Origin of the sequence: Rhizobium sp. BK650 (assembly GCF_014195325.1) — a bacterium.
In the GTDB taxonomy this organism is placed as follows: Bacteria; Pseudomonadota; Alphaproteobacteria; order Rhizobiales; family Rhizobiaceae; genus Rhizobium.
On record NZ_JACIBK010000003.1, the window covers coordinates 620,684 to 639,195 of the forward strand.

Genomic DNA, 18,512 nt, shown 5'->3' on the forward strand with positions numbered 1-18,512 from the left:
ATAGGCGCTCGCAGATCAGCTCTGGCTTGTCGAGGTGAGCGAGCGATAGAAGGAAGGCGTCAGACCTGCTTCCGCGCGCGCCACATCATTGAACGGCGCCTTCAGCGGGCCGCGGAAATTGGCGCGCACCAGCTCCTGGAACGTCCTTGCCGGATCACGCTTTTCGCGAGCACAGAGGAAGCGGAACCATTTGGCGCCAACGGCGACATGACCCTTTTCGTCGTTATAAATCACATCGAGAACTGCGGCACTTTCGAGGTCGCCGGTCTCGCGCATCCTGGCCTGCAGTGCAGGCGTGACATCGAGGCCGCGCGCTTCGAGAATCAGGGGCACGACGGCAAGCCGGGCCGTCAGGTCGTTGCGGGTCGAATGCGCAGCCTGCCAGAGGCCGTCATGGGCAGGCAGATCGCCGTAATCGGCGCCGAGATCGTTAAGCCGCTTGCGCACCAGGCGAAAGTGTTTGGCTTCTTCGAAGGCAACCTGCATCCAGCCATCAAAAAAAGAGTTCGGCACATGGGCCGAGGCGAATCGCGCCACGATGTCGAGCGCCAAATCGACGGCGTTGAGCTCGATATGGGCAATGGCATGCAGCAGAGCGATGCGGCCGGGCAGGGTGTGCAGAGAGCGCTTCTCAACCTGGGTCGGCGGTACTAGCACCGGCTTCTCCGGCCGGCCGGGGCGTTCCGGCAAAGCTGCATCCAGTGGTGAGCGTAGCGAAATGCGACGGGCGAACCATCTGTTCGCGCTCTCCTGTGCCAGTTCCGTCTTGCAGTCGAGGTCGGCGGATCGGATCGCATCGATTGCGCCGCCACGCAGCGAAGTGATTGCTATCACGCAGCCAGATTCCTCACGGCTTCCAGAACTGTTGCGGCATGACCGGGCACTCGGACCTTCTGCCATATGGTGGCGATGGTGCCATCTTTGCGGATCAGGAAGGTCGTACGCTCTACGCCCATGAATGTGCGGCCATACATTTTCTTCTCCTTCCATACGCCATAGGCCTGCAGCACCGTCTTCTCTTCGTCCGAGGCGAGCGCGACGGTCAGCTTGTGCTTTTTGATGAAGCGGTCGTGGCAGGCCGCCGAGTCGGGCGACATTCCAACAATGGCAGCACCGGCGGCTGCGAACTCATCGGCAAGCGCAGTAAAATCCAGAGATTCGGTCGTGCAGCCCGTCGTGTCATCCTTGGGGTAGAAGAACAGCACCACCGGCTTGCCGTGATAATCAGAGAGCGAAATGCGCCCGCCGCCGTCACGCGGGAGGCTGAAATCGGGAGCACGGGAGCCAATACCAGGTGCAGACATCTCAGAACTTTCTTTTGCCGAGTTTAGGGGAGATACTATATCGAACCGGTATATAATGGACGACACGGCGTCCCGCCCAGCTGTTTCAAACGAAATCGGGCGATTCAAACAAGTTCAGGAGTTCCCCGAGACGCATGTCAGCCATCCGCGGCGAAAAGGTCACGTTCCGTAAGAAGGACATCGTCGCCTTACACGACCTACCCTCAGCGCAGGTAGAGAATCCTCTTATCGTGCATTGCCCGCCGCCGCGCTCGCGCATGCGCGGTACCGCGAAAGCTACCGGCGGATTCTGCGCAGTCATCCTGTTCATCCTGGCCGCCATCGTTTTCACGATCGAAAGCGGGGTCATTGACGCACCGCTGTCGCAGCAGGCGCAGTCGGCCCTGAACAGTGCGCTCGGGCCGCGCTACCGCGCAGAAGTCGGCTCCACTGTTATCCGCTTCACCTCCGGCCTGCGACTGGCGCTGGAAGCACGCGACGTCAATATGATCGACCAGCAGAGCGGCCAGCATCTCTCCACGACATCCTCTATGCGCATGGCGCTCGATCCGCTGCAGCTCTTTCGCGGCCGCATCGCCATTTCGTCGGTCGAAGCTGACGATATCGCCCTCGACACGTCGCTGCTTCCATCAAGCGCGCCCATAAAGCTTGACGATCTGCGCGTCGATGCCATTCCGGCAGCAATGGAGACGATATTCTCACATCTCGACCTGTTCGAAACCTTCGTCGAACGCGGCGCTACCGCGTCGGTCCGTATATCCGGTATCGACATCAAGCTCGCGGATACGGCAAACGGGCCGCTTTCGCTCGTCGTCGACAATCTCGCCTTTGCACATGCCGGGCCGAACTCGTTGCAACTCAACGGCCAGATTTCTATTAACGGTCAAGCGGCAGATCTCAATGTGATCACCGACCAAGCAGGCGGGCACGCATCCCGGCTCGTCGCCACACTGTCGCATGCTGACCTCACGCCCTTTACACTGAAGCGCAACGATCAGGGCGAGATCCGCCAGGGCCTCAAGACCTTCGGCGACCTCACCATTTCCGCGGTCAGAGCCGCCGACGGCGTCAAGCCGTCGCTCAATGCGGCTCTCAATCTCAATCCGGGCTTTATTTACGTCGATGGCGATTCTCAGGAGCTGACGGACGGGCAACTCAATCTGGCCTATGATTTCGACAAGCAGACTTTGGAGATCGCCAAATCGCAGCTGCGTCTCGGCCCGACCGTGCTGCCGATCAGCGGCGCGCTGATCGATCTCGACAAGCTCGACCCGTCTGCGGGCAAGGGTTTCGGCATCGATGCTCTGATCAGTGGCGGCACGGCCGCGCCCAATTCCGGCGAGCAGCCACTGTCCTTCGATCTGCAGGCGACCGGTCGCTATCTCGTAGCTGGACGCGAATTCCAGTTTACGAATATGGTGGCTTCCTCGCCGCTTGGTTCGCTCTATGGGGCGCTGCATATCCGGCTGAGTGAGAAATCACCGGAGATCAGTTTTGCCGGCCAGTCGCAGCAGATGCAGACGACGGCGGTCAAGCAGCTCTGGCCCTTCTGGATGGCTTCCAAAGCGCGGGTCTGGGTGCTTGCAAACCTCTTCGGCGGCACGTTAAGCGACGCTTCCATTTCCGTCTTTATTCCGGCCGGACGGCTGGACGAGGCGGCGCAAGGACGCGGCCTGCGGCTCGACGAAAATCAGCTCCGTATCGCGTTCAACATTGCCGGGGCGCGCATGAACGTCGCCGGCGACATTCCGCCGGTGCGCGATACCGCGGCGCATTTCGACCTGACGGGCGGAAAGGCTGCGATCTCACTCAAGAGCGGCACCTCCTATTTCCCGTCAGGGCGTTCCGTGGCGGTCCAGCCGGGCACTTTCGTAATGCCATCGGTCTATGACAAGCCGCTGATGGCCGATGCCGACATTTCCGTTTCAGGTTCGGCCGATGCAGTGGGCGAGCTCTTGACCTACAAGCCGATCAAGGTTCTGCAGCGCGCGGGCTTCGTGCCCGACGACCTCAAGGGCAATATTCAGGCGCATGTGCAGGCGCATTTCGGTCTGCTCTCCTCGCAGAACCCGCCGCCACCCGAATGGAAGGCGCGGATGGAGCTTACCGACGTTGCGCTTGCCAAGCCGTTCTCGGGACGCGTCATCACCAACCTCGACGGTGTGCTCGATGCCGATCCGCAGCAGGTGAAGGTCAAGGGAAAGGCTGACATCGACGGCGTCTCCGCCGATATCGATATGCTGGAGCCCGTCGACAAATCCTCTGGGATCGAGCCGCAGCGGGTGATCACGGCAACGCTGAACGGCGATCAACGCGACAGGCTTTTTCCTGGCCTGTCCAGCATCCTGGGCGGCAGCGTCAAGCTGGTGCTGACGCGCATCGACGAGGACCGGCAGGATGTGCAGCTCGATCTCGGCAAGGCATCGCTCGATCTGCCGTGGATCGGCTGGTCGAAAGGCAGCGGCATTCCGGCCAATGCCGAATTCGAGGTTTCCGGCCCACCCGAGAATACGCAGGTCAAGAATTTCCGGCTGAAGGGCGATGGCTTCGGGGCAGCCGGGGCGCTCGTGATCGGCAAGAGCGGCCTGATATCGGCGGATTTCGATAGCGTGAAACTGTCCTCGGTCGATGATTTCGGGCTGTCGCTGAAGCGCAGCAAGGGCGGCTTCGATATTTCCGTGTTCGGCGCCAGCGCCGATGCACGGCCGATCATTGCTCGGTTGAAATCGGATTCGGGCAGCAATGGCGACGGCGGAGACAGCAGCAACGTGACCGTTAAGGCGAAGCTGCAGAAAATCATTGGCTTCAACGACGAGCAGATCGGCAATTTCCAGGCGCAAATCGCAATGAGCGGCAGCCACCTTCAGTCGCTGAATTTTTCCGGCGTCACGGATAGCGGCGAGGCCGTCGTCAGCAAGATGCAGGGCGGCGGCGTCATCAACATCACCAGCGGCGATGCCGGCTCGGTGTCTCGCTTTGCCGACCTCTATCAGCACATGCAGGGCGGGCTGCTCAACCTGGCGATCCGCCTCAGTGCCAACGGCTGGGACGGTTCGCTCGACGTGCGCCGCTTCTCGATCGTCAACGAACAGCGGTTGCGCTCCATCGTCTCCACGCCTGTCGGCTCGGACCAGCGCAGCCTGAGCGAGGCCGTCAAACGCGACATCGATACGTCGTCGCAGCACTTCCAGCGGGGCTTTGCGCGTGTCGTCTCACGCGGCGGGGCTATTTCCATCGAAAACGGCGTTCTGCGCGGCGACCAGATCGGTGCCACCTTCCAGGGCGTGGTGCGCGATGCAAGAGGCAACATGGACATGACCGGCACCTTCATGCCGGCTTATGGGCTCAACCGGCTGTTCGCCGAACTGCCGCTGATCGGCGTCATCCTCGGTAATGGGTCGGACCGTGGCCTGATCGGCATCACCTTCAAGTTGACCGGCAAGTTCGAGCAACCGAACCTGCAGATCAATCCGTTGTCGGTTATCGCGCCCGGTGTCTTCCGTCAGATTTTCGAATTCCAGTAAATCGCTGGGGGACTATCCGTGAAGAACTCGATCCTGATCAGGCCCTACAGACCCGCTGACAGCGATGCTACGATCGAGATTTTTCTGCGCGCCATCCGCGAAGTCTCGTCGAAAGATTATTCGCCTGAACAGATCAATGCCTGGGCGCAGGTGGAAGATCCTGCCAAATGGGCCGAACGGAGGATTAGCCGCCCGGCTTGGATAGCGGAGATTGACGGCAAGCCGGTCGGCTTCTCCGATCTCACGCCCGACGGCTGCCTCGACATGATGTTCGTGCATCCCGAATTTCAGGGGCTCGGTGTTGCTGGCCGCTTGCTGGCGCGCGTTGAGGAAGAGGCCCAGCTATCGGAAATGGAGGGTATCTACACGCATGCCAGCCTGACGGCGCGGCCATTTTTCGAACACAAGGGGTTCCAGGTCCTCAGACGGCAGACCGTTGAACGGCGCGGGCAGCGACTCTACAATTTCGTGATGGAGAAATTCTACCAGCGGCGCTCCTGAGCTTTCGGCTCAAGGCAGACAAAGAAAAAGCCGGCGCAACGGCCGGCTTTTTGCTTTGGTATCCCTTGCGCGGTCAGGCTGCGCGGCGGATCAGGATGTGCTTTTTCTTGCCAAGCGACAGCTTGATGACGCCGTCAGCGGTGATTTCACTGCTGCCGATCATCTTGCGCTCGTCGCTGACAGCCTGGTCGTTGATACGGACGGCGCCGCCCTGGACGTGACGGCGGGCTTCGCCGTTCGAGGCGGCAAGTCCGGCGCGCACGATCAGCGACAGAAGGCCGATGCCGGCGTCGAGTTCGGAGGCGGGAACGTCGACGGAGGGCAGGTTCTCAGAGAGGCCGCCTTCTTCAAAGGTCTTGCGGGCCGTCTCGGCTGCCTGTTCAGCGGCCTCCCGGCCATGCAGGATCGCAGTGACCTCGGTTGCCAGGATCTTCTTGACCTCGTTGATCTCGGAACCGGCGAGTGCCGAGAGGCGGGCGATCTCGTCCATCGGCAGCGTGGTGTAGAGCTTCAGGAAGCGCGAGACGTCGGCATCCTCTGTATTGCGCCAGTACTGCCAGAAATCATAGGCCGAGAGCATGTCGGCATTCAGCCAGACGGCACCCGTGGCCGACTTGCCCATCTTGGCACCGGACGAGGTGGTGAGCAGCGGCGAGGTCAGCGCGTAAAGCTGGTTGGTCCCCATACGGTGACCGAGGTCGATGCCGTTGACGATGTTGCCCCACTGGTCCGAACCGCCCATCTGCAGACGGCAGTCGTAGCGCTTGGCAAGCTCGACGAAGTCATAGGCCTGGAGGATCATGTAGTTGAATTCCAGGAAGGACAGCGACTGTTCGCGGTCAAGACGCGTTTTGACGCTGTCGAAGGACAGCATGCGGTTGACCGAGAAATGCTTCCCGACATCGCGCAGGAACTCAAGGTAGTTCAGCGAACGCAGCCATTCGGCGTTGTTGATCATCAGCGCATCCTTCGGACCTTCACCGTAGGTGAGGTAGTTGGAGAAAACGCGCTTGATGGAGGCGATATTGCCTTCGATCGTATCGACGGTCATCAACTGGCGGGCCTCTTCCTTGAAGGAGGGGTCGCCGACCATGCCGGTGCCGCCGCCCATCAGCGAGATGGCGCGGTGACCGGTCTTCTGCATCCAATGCAGCATCATGATCTGGATCAGCGATCCGGCATGCAGGCTGGGCGCGGTCGGATCGAAGCCGATATAGCCCGTCACGGTTTCCTTGGCGAAGAGATCGTCGAGGCCGCGTTCATCTGAGATTTGATGAATGAAGCCGCGCTCTTGCAGCGTGCGGAGGAAATCGGACTTGAACTCATACATTGGCTTCGTCTCTTGAAACGTCGAACGGAAATGGGATTGACGCTTGTTGAACCGTCGCGGCGCGTTTAGCACTGTTTTTCCAAAAGTGCATCCGGGAATCGCATGAAAGGCTCGCGGCGCAATGGATATCGTCAGGACTGCGATCGGCTTGATGAGCGGCACCTCGATGGACGGCATCGATGTGGCGCTTTTGCGGACGGACGGACGAGGCTTTATCGAACGTGGTCCGTTCCTGGGCGTGCCCTATGACGGCGGTTTTCGCGAGCGGTTGAAACGGGCACTCGATCTGGCGCGGCCGTTGACGGATCGCGGCGCGCGGCCGGATGAATTGCGCGAGATCGAGATTGAACTGACCTTGCGTCATGCAGATGCCGCTAGGGCATTTCTCGAGAAATTCGGCATCAACCGCGATGATATCGATGTGCTCGGCTTCCACGGCCAAACCGTCCTGCACAGGCCTGACGATGCGCTGACGATCCAGATCGGCGACGGCCCGCTTCTGGCCGAGCGCACAGGTATTTCCGTCGTCTACGATATGCGTGCCAACGACATGGTGCACGGCGGGCAGGGCGCACCGCTGGTACCCGCTTACCATGCCGCCCTTGCCGGGCGCTTCCAGAAGGACGGGCAGACAGTCTGCTTCGTCAATATCGGTGGCATTTCGAACCTCACCTATATCGGCCCGGAAGGCCGCATCGCCGCCTTCGACAGTGGTCCCGGCAATACACTGATCGATCAGTGGGTGGAAATGCAGACCGGCAAGACCTACGATCCCGGTGGCGAGATCGCCGGTCGCGGGCAGGTGGTGCCCCATATCGCCGCCCACTATCTCGGCAGTCCCTTTTTCAGCGGCAATATCCGCCGCTCGCTCGACCGAAGCGATTTCAAGCCGCTTGCCGATGGCGAGGCGAGCCTTGAGGACGGCGCACGCACGCTGGCACATGTTGCTGCTGCCTCTATCGTCAAATCCGCCTCCTATCTGCCGGAAAACCCCTCCGTTTATATCGTCTGCGGCGGCGGACGACTGAATGCTGCGATCATGGCGGAGTTTGCAGATATGGCCGGGGAAAAAGGCTCTGCAGTGATGAGCGCCGAACAGGCGGGTTTTGATGGCGATGCGATGGAGGCGGAAGCCTGGGCCTATCTTGCCGTGCGCTCGCTGGAGGGCCTGCCGCTCACCTATCCCGGCACGACGGGCGTCAGTCAGCCAATCACTGGCGGTGTGTTAGCGGAACCGGCGCCATGAGCGGCAACGTCATTTTCGAAACGCCGCGTCTTCTCGCCCAAATGTGGGAAGACGGTGATGCCAATCTGGTCCACGATCTGCATTCAACCATCGAGACGACACGCTACATGTCAGGAGCGGCACCCTGGTCGCACGAAAAGGCCGAGGAACGGCTGCGGTCCTATCTCACCGAGCAGGCACGCGACGGCACGACAAAATACAAGATCCTCAGCCGCGAGGACGGCCGCTATATCGGGCGTGCCGGCATATCGCTCTTTCATACCGGCGAATACGAGCTCGGTTATGCCTTCTACGCCCGCGAATGGGGCAAGGGCTATGCGACGGAGATCGCAGCAAGTCTCGCCGACTGGTTCTTCGCCCGGGGGATTGCGCCGCATATCGTTGCCTTCACCCATCAGGACAATCTTGTCTCACAGCACATATTGAAAAAGATCGGCATGCGGGAGCGCGGGCCGATCTTTATCGAAGGTATTCAGGGCGTAGAATTCGAGATGACTGCCGCTATGCGGCAGGCCGTCACCTGATCCGCTTGGCTGCCGGCTCCGGCACCAGTTCGCCGTTGAGACGGCGGTCAAGGTAGTCCTCGCATTCAGCCATCAGCGTGTCGACCTGGCCGTTGAAGAAGTGGTTGGCGCCAGGCACTGTGCGATGGGTGATCAGAATGCCCTTCTGGGTCTTCAGCTTCTCGACGAGGCCGTTGACATCCTTTTCGGGCGCAACCTTGTCCGCCTCGCCGTTGATGATGAGGCCGGAGGAGGGGCAGGGCGCCAGGAACGAGAAGTCATAGGTGTTCGGCTGCGGCGCAATCGACATGAAGCCTTCGATTTCCGGACGGCGCATCAGAAGCTGCATGCCGATCCAGGCGCCGAAGGAATAGCCTGCAACCCAACAGGTCTTCGAATCAGGATGCAAGCTCTGCACCCAGTCGAGGGCGGAGGCAGCATCCGAAAGCTCGCCCGCACCATGGTCGAACTCGCCCTGGCTGCGACCGATTCCGCGGAAATTGAAGCGCAGCGTCGTAAAACCGCGCTTCTGAAACATGTAGAAGAGCTGGTAGACGATCTGGTTGTTCATCGTGCCACCAAACTGCGGATGCGGATGCAGAATGACGGCGATCGGTGCGCTTTTTTCCTTGGAGGGTTGGTAGCGGCCTTCAAGACGGCCGGCTGGGCCGTTGAAAATGACTTCGGGCATCGGTACTCCGGGTTTTATTTCGCGTTCGCGCTACGTTTGGCGACAACATGACTTGACGACGGTTGTCAGCTTTTCTAAAACGCAGTTTAGAACAATTCGAAACTTGCATGGCAATCCACGCAGCGTGGAACGTGTCATAAGGCAAGCCCGGCGGAAATTTCAAGAAAAATGCGCCGCCACGCCAAAGCAAGCTCGTCAAGCGCAGGACCGAAGACAATGGCGCCGCCACGCCTTTATCTCGATTGGAACGCAACATCGCCGATGCACCCTGCAGCGCGCGACGCGATCATGCGTGCTGTGGATGTCTTCGGCAATCCCAATTCCGTCCACGGCGAAGGGCGGGCTGCCCGTGCAGCCATCGAAGGCGCACGCCGCAAGGTGGCGCTGCTGGCGGGCGCCGACCCTGCCAACGTGATTTTCACCAGTGGCGCCACAGAAGCCGCCAATATGGTGCTGACGACCGACTTCAGCATGGGCCGCACGCCGCTGAAGCTCGGGCGTCTCTATCATTCCGCCGTCGAGCATCTGGCGGTCCGCGAGGGCGGCCGCTTCCCGAAGGGCAAGACGTCCGAGATACCGGTGACCGATGCCGGCATCGTCGATCTGAAGGCGCTCGCTGCCCTTCTCGAAGCCCATGACAAGTCGACTGGCCTGCCGATGGTGGCGATCATGTACGTCAACAACGAGACGGGCATCGTTCAGCCGGTCGAAGAAGCAGCCAGGATCGTGCGCGCCCATGGCGGGCTCTTCGTGGTCGATGCCGTGCAGGCGGCCGGCCGTCTGCCGATCGAGATCGAGCGCATTGGCGCGGATTTCATGATCATTTCCTCTCACAAGATCGGCGGTCCGAAAGGTGCGGGTGCGCTGATTGCCCGCGGCGAGGCGCTAATGCCGAAGGCGCTGATCCGCGGCGGCGGCCAGGAGAAGGGTCACCGCTCAGGGACACAGAATTCGTTGGCATTGATCGGCTTTGGAGCGGCGGCGGAAGCCGTGACGCAGAACATCGAAGAACGGAATGCTGCGATTGCCGCACTGCGCGACCGGCTGGAAACCGGCATGCGCGCGGCAGCACCTGACGTCATCATCCACGGCGCCGGCGGTCCGCGGGTCGCCAATACCATCTTCTTCACGCTTCCCTGCCTGAAGGCGGAGACCGGCCAGATTGCCTTCGATCTCGAAGGTGTGGCGCTCTCGGCGGGCTCTGCCTGCTCCTCCGGCAAGGTCGGCGAAAGCCATGTGCTGACGGCGATGGGGCGCGATCCGAAGCTCGGGGCCTTGCGCATGTCGCTCGGTTTTTCGACGACGGAAGAAGACGTGGATCGGGCAATTGCTGCCTTTGGGAAAATTGCTTCCCGGCGAAAGCCGGCGGGCGAGGCGGCTTGAACGCCTCATATAATCTTGCGGAAACGCAATTTTCTGCTTGCCATCAGGGCTGAAAAGTCCCTTTTGGCCGCTTATATCAGGGGCAAACGAAAATTGCCCGCACGACAAGCTGCCGGACCTTTTCTCCGGCGAGATTGGAGAACGACATGCCTGCTGTCCAGGAAACAGTCGATCGCGTTCGTCAGATCGATGTGGACCAGTATAAATACGGCTTCGAAACCGTCATCGAAATGGACAAGGCACCCAAAGGCCTGTCCGAAGACATCATCCGCCTGATCTCTGCCAAGAAGCAGGAGCCGGAATGGATGCTCGAATGGCGCCTGGAAGCCTACAAGCGCTGGCTGACGTTGGAAGAGCCGACCTGGGCTCGCGTCAACTATCCGAAGATCGATTTCAACGACATCCACTACTATGCCGCACCGAAGAGCACGCCTGGTCCGAAGTCGCTGGACGAAGTCGATCCTGAAATCATCAAGGTCTACGAGAAACTCGGCATTCCGCTGAAGGAACAGGAAATCCTCGCCGGCGTGCAGAAGTCGAAGATCGCCGTCGATGCGGTCTTCGATTCCGTCTCGGTCGTGACGACCTTCAAGGAAGAGCTGAAGAAGGCCGGCGTGATCTTCATGTCGATCTCGGAAGCCATCCGCGAGCATCCCGAGCTGGTACAGAAATACCTCGGCTCTGTCGTTCCGACGACCGACAACTATTATGCGACGCTGAATTCGGCAGTCTTCACCGACGGCTCCTTCGTCTTCGTACCGAAGGGCGTTCGTTGCCCGATGGAGCTTTCCACCTACTTCCGCATCAACGAGAAGAACACCGGTCAGTTCGAGCGCACGCTGATCATCGCCGAGGAAGGCGCTTACGTCTCCTACCTCGAAGGCTGCACCGCACCCCAGCGCGATGAAAACCAGCTGCATGCCGCCGTGGTCGAGCTCATTGCGCTCGACGATGCGGAGATCAAATATTCGACCGTCCAGAACTGGTATCCGGGCGATAAGGACGGCAAGGGCGGCATCTATAACTTCGTCACCAAGCGCGGCGATTGCCGCGGCGACCGTTCGAAGATCTCCTGGACGCAGGTCGAGACCGGCTCTGCCATCACCTGGAAATATCCGTCCTGCATCCTGCGTGGCGATGACTCCAGAGGCGAGTTCTACTCGATCGCCGTTTCCAACGGGCATCAGCAGATCGACAGCGGCACCAAGATGATCCATCTCGGCAAGAACACGTCGAGCCGCATCATCTCCAAGGGCATTGCCGCCGGCGTGTCGCAGAATACCTATCGCGGCCAGGTTTCAGCCCACCGGAAAGCTTCGAACGCCCGCAACTTCACGCAGTGCGACTCGCTGCTGATCGGCGACAAGTGCGGCGCCCATACAGTGCCCTACATCGAGGCGAAGAATTCGACGGCGCAGTTCGAGCACGAGGCGACCACCTCGAAGATCTCGGAAGATCAGCTCTTCTACTGCCTGCAGCGCGGCATTCCCGAGGAAGCGGCGATCGCGCTGATCGTCAACGGCTTCGTCAAGGAAGTGTTGCAGGAACTGCCGATGGAATTCGCCGTCGAAGCGCAGAAGCTGATCAGCATTTCGCTGGAAGGCTCGGTCGGCTGACATGAGCGAGGCGGACAAGAAGCGAATTCTTGAACGCCTGACGAATATGCGCGGGGAGATCCTATCGAAGGTAGGCCCCCGCGAGCAAAGGTACGAGACGGAAACGCCGCCGGAGCGACCCTATGTGTTTCTCCGGCAGCGCATGGAGAAATCGGCAAAGATGTTTCCGGATATTCCGGAATTTCTAGAAGTGCCTTGGCTCATCGTGGTCGCGTTTATCCGTGTCATTCGTATCATTCGTATCTTCTGGCCGTAGCGCAGAGCACAACGTGTTAATGCCCTTAGAAATTAGGCGAGGCTCCGATGAGCACGCAGACAGAACGCAGGAACCAAAGATGCTTGAAATCAAGAACCTTCATGCCCGCATCGCCGAAGATGGCACCGAGATCATCCGTGGCCTGAACCTCACAGTGAAGGCCGGCGAAGTCGCCGCCATCATGGGGCCGAACGGCTCCGGCAAGTCGACGCTTTCCTACATCCTCTCCGGCCGCGAAGACTATGAAGTGACCGAAGGCGATATCCTCTATAACGGCGAGAGCATCCTCGAACTCGATGCTGCTGAGCGCGCCGCCAAGGGCATCTTCCTGGCCTTCCAGTATCCGGTCGAAATTCCCGGCGTTGCCACCATGCAGTTCCTGAAGGTGGCGATGAACGAGCAGCGCAAGGCGCGCGGCGAAGACGAACTGACGACGCCGGACTTCATGCGCCGAGTCAAGGAGGCTGCCGGCAAGCTGCAGATCAATACTGAGATGCTGAAGCGCCCGCTGAACGTCGGCTTCTCCGGCGGTGAGAAGAAGCGCGCCGAAATCCTGCAGATGGCGCTGCTCGAGCCGAAGCTGTGCGTTCTCGACGAAACCGACTCGGGCCTCGACATCGATGCGCTGAAGATCGTTGCCGACGGCGTCAACGCGCTGCGTTCGCCCGATCGCGCCGTCGTCGTCATCACCCATTATCAGCGCCTGCTCGATTACATCGTGCCGGATACCGTCCACGTTCTCTACAAGGGCCAGGTGATCAAGTCCGGCGACAAGACGCTCGCCCATGAGCTGGAAGCCAACGGTTACGCCGACATTATCGGCGCCGCAGCCTGAGCGTGGCGGAAAGGACGACGTCCATGAACATGCAAACGACGAGCCGCCTGACTGCGGCCGAATCGGCGCTGATCGAAGCGTTCAACGAACAGATCGGCGAACTGCCGGGCAATGGTGCGGTGACTGCGCTGCGCGACCGCCTGCTCGACGACCTGAAGAAGCAAGGCCTGCCGACGCGGCGTATCGAGGCCTGGCACTATACCGACCTTAAGAACCTGCTGCGCAGCGTTCCGGCCAAGGCGGGCGACGCCGGCTCCGAAGCACTGGAACCACTGGTCGAGGCCTCTCCGGTCCTTGCCGTCATTCAGGGCCGGGCTGCCAAGAAGGCCTCAGCCGGCGACCTCATGGTTTCCACCTATTCGGAACAGCTGACCGACGGCTCGGCCGTTGCGGGTCTCGACGCGCTCGGCCGTGACGATGCTGTCGGCCGTATCAATGGCAGTTTCGTCAAGGACGGCTACGCCGTCGAAGTGCCTGAAGGCACCGAGCTTGAAGAGCCGCTGGAAATCCAGTTCGTGCATGCCGGCGGCGATATCCACACCCGGCTGCCCGTTACCTTCGGCGCCAATGTGAAAGGTGTTGTTATCGAGCGTCACCAGTCGGTGACCGGCGATGCCGCGCTTGTGTCGCATGTCAGTGACATCACGGTCGGCGAGGGTACGGAACTGACCTGGATCATCCTGCAGCAGCAGGGGACGGAAGATACACATCTCGGCCAGATCCGCGTCGATCTCGGCGCCGACGCCAAGCTGAAGCTTTTCGTCATCAATGCCGGCGGCAAGCTGGTCCGTCAGGAACTGAACATCAAGGTGAGCGGCGAGGGCGCCGATCTGACGCTTCGCGGCATCAATCTGCTCGGCGGCGATACGCACACAGACGTGACGATGGTGCTCGGCCATGACGTGCCGCATACCGGCTCGACCGAGGTGATCCGCAACGTGGTCTTCGACCGCGCCAAGGGCGTCTTCCAGGGCATGATCCGGGTCGCGCCCGATGCCCAGAAGACCGACGCCAAGATGGCCTGTAACACGCTGCTGATGTCGGACGATGCCGAATTTTCGGTCAAGCCCGAGCTCGAAATCTTCGCCGATGACGTGCAGTGCGGCCATGGTGCGACGGTTGCCGATATCAATGACGACCATCTCTATTACCTGATGGCCCGTGGTATCCCGGAGAACAAGGCGCGCGCCATGCTGGTCAATGCCTTCGTAGCCGAGATCGTCGAGGAACTGGAAGACGAAGCCCTGGTCGAGGCGCTGGAAGGCGTCATCTCGGCTTGGCTGGAAAAGCACGCCTGATCGGATAGCGCCATGGACAAGATCGTACCGGCAACCGCCTATGATGTCGAAGCCATCCGCAGGGATTTTCCCATCCTTGCGGAGAAGGTGCATGGCAAGCCGCTGGTCTATCTGGACAACGGCGCTTCCGCCCAGAAGCCGCAGGCGGTGATCGATGCGATCTCGCATGCTTACAGCCATGAATATGCCAATGTGCATCGCGGCCTGCATTACCTCTCCAATGCGGCGACGGAAGCCTATGAAGCCGCACGCGAAAAGGTTCGCCGCTTCCTGAATGCACCGGATATCAACGACATCGTCTTCACCAAGAACTCGACCGAGGCGATCAACACGGTGGCTTACGGCTGGGGCATGCCCAAAATCGGCGAGGGCGACGAGATCGTGCTGACGATCATGGAGCATCACTCCAACATCGTTCCCTGGCATTTCATCAGGGAGAGGCAGGGAGCCAAACTCGTATGGGTACCTGTCGACGACGAGGGCGCTTTCCATATCGAGGATTTCGAGAGGAGCCTGACCGCCAGGACCAAGCTTGTCGCGATTACCCATATGTCGAATGCGCTCGGCACCATCGTTCCGGTCAAGGAAGTCTGCCGTATTGCCCATGAGCGCGGCATTCCGGTGCTGATCGACGGTTCGCAGGGTGCGGTGCATCTGCCCGTCGACGTGCAGGATATCGATTGCGACTGGTACGTCATGACCGGCCATAAGCTCTATGGCCCCTCGGGCATCGGCGTGCTCTACGGCAAGAAGGATCGGCTGAAAGAGATGCGGCCGTTCCAGGGTGGTGGCGAGATGATCTTCGAGGTGAGCGAGGACGTCGTCACCTATAATGATCCGCCGCATCGCTTCGAGGCCGGCACGCCCCCGATCGTGCAGGCGATCGGGCTCGGTTATGCACTCGACTATATGGATAAGATCGGCCGCGAGAATATCGCCGCCCATGAGGCGGACCTGACAGCCTATGCCGAAGAGCGGCTCAAGGCGATCAACTCGCTCCGCATGTTCGGCAATGCGCCGGGCAAGGGCGCTATCTTTTCCTTTGAGCTCGCGGGCATTCACGCCCATGACGTCTCTATGGTGATCGACCGCCGGGGCGTTGCCGTCCGCGCCGGCACGCATTGCGCCATGCCGCTCTTGAAACGCTTCGGCGTGACCTCCACATGCCGGGCATCCTTCGGCATGTACAATACCCGCGCCGAAGTGGATGCGCTGGCCGACGCGCTCGACCATGCGCGCAAGTTCTTTGCTTGAGGAAGAAGCCATGAGCCTGGATGAACAGAAGATCGACGTGCGAGAAGGGATCGTGCATTCCAGCATTCCTGAAGAGGAGCTGGCGCGTCTCAGCGACGACGTGATCGGCGCTCTCAAGACCGTCTACGACCCGGAAATTCCGGCTGACATCTTCGAGCTTGGCCTCGTCTACAAGATCGATATCGAAGACGACCGCATGGTCAAGATCGTCATGACGCTGACCGCACCCGGCTGCCCGGTCGCCGGCGAGATGCCGGGCTGGGTGGAAAATGCCGTCGGTGCCGTCGAAGGCGTTTCAGGCGTCGAAGTCGAAATGACCTTCGATCCGCCATGGACGCCGGACCGCATGTCCGAAGAGGCGCAGGTCGCAGTCGGCTGGTACTGATACAGTACCGTGGTATTGATCGATTAAGATCATCGCCTTACATTTGAATCACGAAGCGCCGGATCTTGAACCCGGTTGTGGAAGGAGAAAGAGCCGATGGGCTTTGCTGTAATGAGCATGACGACAGCCGCCGCAGAGCGCGTGAAGGCGATCGTCGAAAATGGCGGACCGGATGCCAAGGGCATTCGCGTCGGCATCAAGAAGGGTGGCTGCGCCGGGATGGAATATACCATCGACATGGTGACCGAGCCCAACGCCAAGGACGATCTAATCGAGCGCGATGGCGCCAAGGTCTGGATCGAGCCATCGGCTGTTCTCTATTTGCTCGGCACCGAACTCGGCTTTGAAACCACCACGTTGCGCTCCGGCTTTACCTTTACCAATCCGAACCAGACATCGGCCTGCGGCTGCGGCGAATCCGTCGAACTGAAACCTGTCGATCTTGCAGCGCTTGCTGCACGCGGCGATGCAGTGGTTCCTGCACAGCATTAAGCATTTTTTCGTTGAATTTGCCTGATGGCCGCCATAATTGGCGGCCTTTTGATTTTGACGAGCCTGTCCGAAGACCGACAAGCGACAACGAAGAAAAGCGGACAATGCTCTTTCTATTCCTGAAAGGCGCCCTGCTGGGTGTCATCATCACAGCGCCGCTCGGGCCGATTGGAACCCTGTGCATCAACCGCAGTCTCGAGAAGGGTTTCTGGTTCGGCTTTTCCGGCGGGCTCGGAACAGCACTGGGTGACGCGACCTATGCGCTGGTCGCGGTCGCCGGTCTGGCGGTCTTCTCCGAGACCATGTCGAAGGCCACCATTCCGCTGGCGCTCGGCGGCGGAATGATGCTGCTCTGGCTCGGCTGGCGGGGACTGAAGAGCAGGGGGATCGTAAAGGCGGCAAAGATCGATGCGGCCGACTTCCTGCATACGACCATTTCGACCTTCCTGCTGACGATCTCCAACCCTGCTACTATCCTGTCCTTCGGCGCATTGTTTGCCGGGCTTGGGCTGACCGAGGAGACGCGCCGCTTCAGTTCAGCCGTGATCGTCTCCGGCGTCTTCATCGGATCGCTGCTCTGGTGGTTCTGTCTGAGTGCTGCCGTCAGCATCGCCCGGGACCGGTTGTCGCCCGATTTCACGGCCAGAGTCGGCCGCGCGACGAGTTATATGCTGATTGCCTTCGGCGCAGTGGCGCTCGGCTCCGTGGCTTATTCGATTGTCTGAAAGAAAAGCTTAGTCGCGTTTCATGCTCATCAGCACGTCCCAGAGATCAGCGCCGGTCTCGAAGACTGAAGCATTCGCCTTGTAGCTCTGTTCGGTCTCGATGAGGTCGGTGAGTTCGGTCGCAAAGTCCACGCCCTGATCCGTTGCGTTAACGCTTACCTGAACGCCCGAGGGTTCGACGGACTGGAAGCTGGTGTTCAGCCGGCCATAGCCCGGTGTGCTCGCATTGGCGACATTTTTGGCGATCGCGCTTGCTCGCGACGTCTGAGCGAGCATCCCCGAGAGAGCCGTATGCGTGATTGCAGAAATGCTCATCGACCATTTCCCTGTTTCCGGACACTAAGTGTTTTACCGGCAAGGGTTTAGGGAAAGCTGAACGGTTTCGGTTAGCGAAAGGCGTGGGGATCTGCGAGGGTTGTGCCGCAATGGCACGCAAGATCAGCCGCCGACGGTCATTCCAGCAATCAGGACATCGAAGTACCGCCGCGCCGCATTCCACCAAGCCGCGCCGTAGCTGTTGCAAGCTGCGAACCGGCATACTTCGACATTGAAGAAGAGCGGAGGACCAGGAAGCTGGTGCCCCTGCCGAGGAATTGAACCTGGATCGGCTGCAAACCAGACAGCTGCTCTTACGTTGAGCTACGAGGGGCGTCATGTCTTCATGCCAGAAATGGCGCTTGCAGGCGAGTGAAGCTTCGATCGACGGTTAGGCGGTAAGGTTAACGTCTGGTACGAGAAGGCGGATAAGGAGAAGGGCGCCCAGTACAGGGGCAGACAACCCTTCTCCCTGCTGGTTGTGCAGCATCCAGCAAAGCTAGTTACGCGGCGGACCGAAAATAGTTCACCAGCCCTCCAAAAAATCTGCCTGCATCCATTATCGCCATCAATGCGCACGTGTAGCCGTTCAGTTCTTGATATCGAGACCTGCTTCGGCTGCGGCGGCGATAAATGCCTTGCGCGCATCTTCACCGGTGCGCTTGCCCTTGATGACATCGGCGCAGACCAGCAACGCCTGGTCGAGCGCGGCGCCATCCTCGATCGGCCAATCTTCGATCATTGCCCAGGATGCAGCCTGGGTAGTATCGATTGTGACATATTGGCCGGGCTCGTCGAGAGCGATGAGTACAGGCTTCGACCAGGGCGCCTGCATTCTTGCTTCGCTTTGATCC

General features: G+C 60.1%; 19 protein-coding genes and 1 tRNA gene. 13 read left to right on the top strand and 7 right to left on the bottom strand.

The genetic code is table 11. The annotated features are described in order from the left end of the window. Positions 1 to 15 precede the first annotated feature (15 nt). Both FHX15_RS11240 and FHX15_RS11245 read right to left on the bottom strand, forming a co-directional pair. A complete protein-coding gene (locus tag FHX15_RS11240; RefSeq protein ID WP_184396862.1) occupies positions 16 to 834 on the bottom strand; it encodes a ferritin-like domain-containing protein in 819 nt (272 codons plus the stop codon). Beyond that, entirely contained in the window at positions 831 to 1,304 is a 474-nt protein-coding gene (locus FHX15_RS11245; RefSeq protein WP_184396864.1) for a peroxiredoxin, read from the bottom strand. The genes FHX15_RS11240 and FHX15_RS11245 overlap by 4 nt, the downstream gene beginning before the upstream one ends. A 134-nt stretch (positions 1,305 to 1,438) precedes the next feature. Between FHX15_RS11245 and FHX15_RS11250 the strand changes: the two genes are divergently transcribed. Next, positions 1,439 to 4,828 (top strand): AsmA-like C-terminal region-containing protein, encoded by a 3,390-nt coding sequence (locus tag FHX15_RS11250; RefSeq protein WP_184396866.1) that lies wholly within the window; start codon positions 1,439 to 1,441, stop codon positions 4,826 to 4,828. Positions 4,829 to 4,846: 18 nt separating this feature from the next. Next, positions 4,847 to 5,329 carry a GNAT family N-acetyltransferase gene (locus tag FHX15_RS11255; RefSeq protein ID WP_184396868.1) on the top strand — a complete coding sequence of 161 codons (483 nt, stop codon included), beginning with the start codon at positions 4,847 to 4,849 and terminating at the stop codon, positions 5,327 to 5,329. Between the two features lie 73 nt (positions 5,330 to 5,402). Here the strand turns inward: FHX15_RS11255 and tyrS are convergent, their stop codons facing one another. Then, complete coding sequence (gene tyrS, locus FHX15_RS11260; protein WP_184396870.1) at positions 5,403 to 6,659, bottom strand: tyrosine--tRNA ligase; 1,257 nt, start codon at positions 6,657 to 6,659, stop codon at positions 5,403 to 5,405. 121 nt (positions 6,660 to 6,780) lie between these two features. Between tyrS and FHX15_RS11265 the strand changes: the two genes are divergently transcribed. Both FHX15_RS11265 and FHX15_RS11270 read left to right on the top strand, forming a co-directional pair. Then, on the top strand, positions 6,781 to 7,905 hold the full coding sequence (locus FHX15_RS11265) for an anhydro-N-acetylmuramic acid kinase (protein WP_184396872.1): 1,125 nt from the start codon (positions 6,781 to 6,783) through the stop codon (positions 7,903 to 7,905). Beyond that, the gene (locus FHX15_RS11270; RefSeq protein ID WP_184396874.1) at positions 7,902 to 8,429 is read left to right on the top strand and encodes a GNAT family N-acetyltransferase; all 528 of its coding nucleotides are present in this window, start codon (positions 7,902 to 7,904) and stop codon (positions 8,427 to 8,429) included. Before FHX15_RS11265 ends, FHX15_RS11270 begins: the two co-directional genes overlap by 4 nt. Here the strand turns inward: FHX15_RS11270 and FHX15_RS11275 are convergent. After that, the gene (locus FHX15_RS11275) at positions 8,422 to 9,099 is read right to left on the bottom strand and encodes an alpha/beta hydrolase (RefSeq protein WP_184396876.1); all 678 of its coding nucleotides are present in this window, start codon (positions 9,097 to 9,099) and stop codon (positions 8,422 to 8,424) included. The genes FHX15_RS11270 and FHX15_RS11275 overlap by 8 nt on opposite strands. Positions 9,100 to 9,315: 216 nt before the next feature. On the opposite strand from FHX15_RS11275, the gene FHX15_RS11280 reads away from it, so the two are divergent. The 9 genes from FHX15_RS11280 (at position 9,316) to FHX15_RS11320 (ending at position 17,343) form a co-directional block, all read left to right on the top strand. Next, positions 9,316 to 10,482: a cysteine desulfurase family protein gene (locus tag FHX15_RS11280; RefSeq protein ID WP_184396878.1), complete on the top strand. Its 1,167-nt coding sequence runs from the start codon at positions 9,316 to 9,318 to the stop codon at positions 10,480 to 10,482. A gap of 146 nt (positions 10,483 to 10,628) precedes the next feature. Further along, positions 10,629 to 12,098 carry a Fe-S cluster assembly protein SufB gene (sufB, locus tag FHX15_RS11285; protein WP_184396880.1) on the top strand — a complete coding sequence of 490 codons (1,470 nt, stop codon included), beginning with the start codon at positions 10,629 to 10,631 and terminating at the stop codon, positions 12,096 to 12,098. A gap of 1 nt (position 12,099) precedes the next feature. Further along, positions 12,100 to 12,354: a hypothetical protein gene (locus tag FHX15_RS11290; RefSeq protein WP_184396882.1), complete on the top strand. Its 255-nt coding sequence runs from the start codon at positions 12,100 to 12,102 to the stop codon at positions 12,352 to 12,354. A gap of 79 nt (positions 12,355 to 12,433) precedes the next feature. Beyond that, positions 12,434 to 13,189 (top strand): Fe-S cluster assembly ATPase SufC, encoded by a 756-nt coding sequence (gene sufC, locus FHX15_RS11295; protein WP_184396884.1) that lies wholly within the window; start codon positions 12,434 to 12,436, stop codon positions 13,187 to 13,189. A gap of 23 nt (positions 13,190 to 13,212) precedes the next feature. Then, positions 13,213 to 14,487 (top strand): Fe-S cluster assembly protein SufD, encoded by a 1,275-nt coding sequence (gene sufD / locus FHX15_RS11300; RefSeq protein ID WP_184396886.1) that lies wholly within the window; start codon positions 13,213 to 13,215, stop codon positions 14,485 to 14,487. A gap of 12 nt (positions 14,488 to 14,499) precedes the next feature. After that, positions 14,500 to 15,741, top strand: a complete 1,242-nt coding sequence (locus FHX15_RS11305; RefSeq protein ID WP_184396888.1) for a cysteine desulfurase — start codon at positions 14,500 to 14,502, stop codon at positions 15,739 to 15,741. 10 nt (positions 15,742 to 15,751) lie between these two features. Then, positions 15,752 to 16,126, top strand: a complete 375-nt coding sequence (locus tag FHX15_RS11310) for an SUF system Fe-S cluster assembly protein (RefSeq protein WP_183747005.1) — start codon at positions 15,752 to 15,754, stop codon at positions 16,124 to 16,126. Positions 16,127 to 16,222: 96 nt separating this feature from the next. Then, positions 16,223 to 16,618: a Fe-S cluster assembly scaffold SufA gene (gene sufA / locus FHX15_RS11315; protein WP_184396890.1), complete on the top strand. Its 396-nt coding sequence runs from the start codon at positions 16,223 to 16,225 to the stop codon at positions 16,616 to 16,618. A 104-nt stretch (positions 16,619 to 16,722) separates the two neighbouring features. Then, positions 16,723 to 17,343, top strand: coding sequence for a LysE family translocator (locus tag FHX15_RS11320; RefSeq protein ID WP_184396892.1), 621 nt, complete (start codon positions 16,723 to 16,725; stop codon positions 17,341 to 17,343). A 9-nt stretch (positions 17,344 to 17,352) separates the two neighbouring features. Here the strand turns inward: FHX15_RS11320 and FHX15_RS11325 are convergent, their stop codons facing one another. From FHX15_RS11325 to FHX15_RS11335, 3 genes are all read right to left on the bottom strand, one after another. Beyond that, entirely contained in the window at positions 17,353 to 17,658 is a 306-nt protein-coding gene (locus tag FHX15_RS11325; protein WP_184396894.1) for a flagellar basal body rod C-terminal domain-containing protein, read from the bottom strand. Positions 17,659 to 17,917: 259 nt separating this feature from the next. Then, positions 17,918 to 17,993 (bottom strand) — tRNA-Thr (locus tag FHX15_RS11330). Positions 17,994 to 18,247: 254 nt separating this feature from the next. Next, on the bottom strand, positions 18,248 to 18,493 hold the full coding sequence (locus FHX15_RS11335) for a DUF982 domain-containing protein (RefSeq protein ID WP_184397184.1): 246 nt from the start codon (positions 18,491 to 18,493) through the stop codon (positions 18,248 to 18,250). Positions 18,494 to 18,512 lie beyond the last annotated feature (19 nt).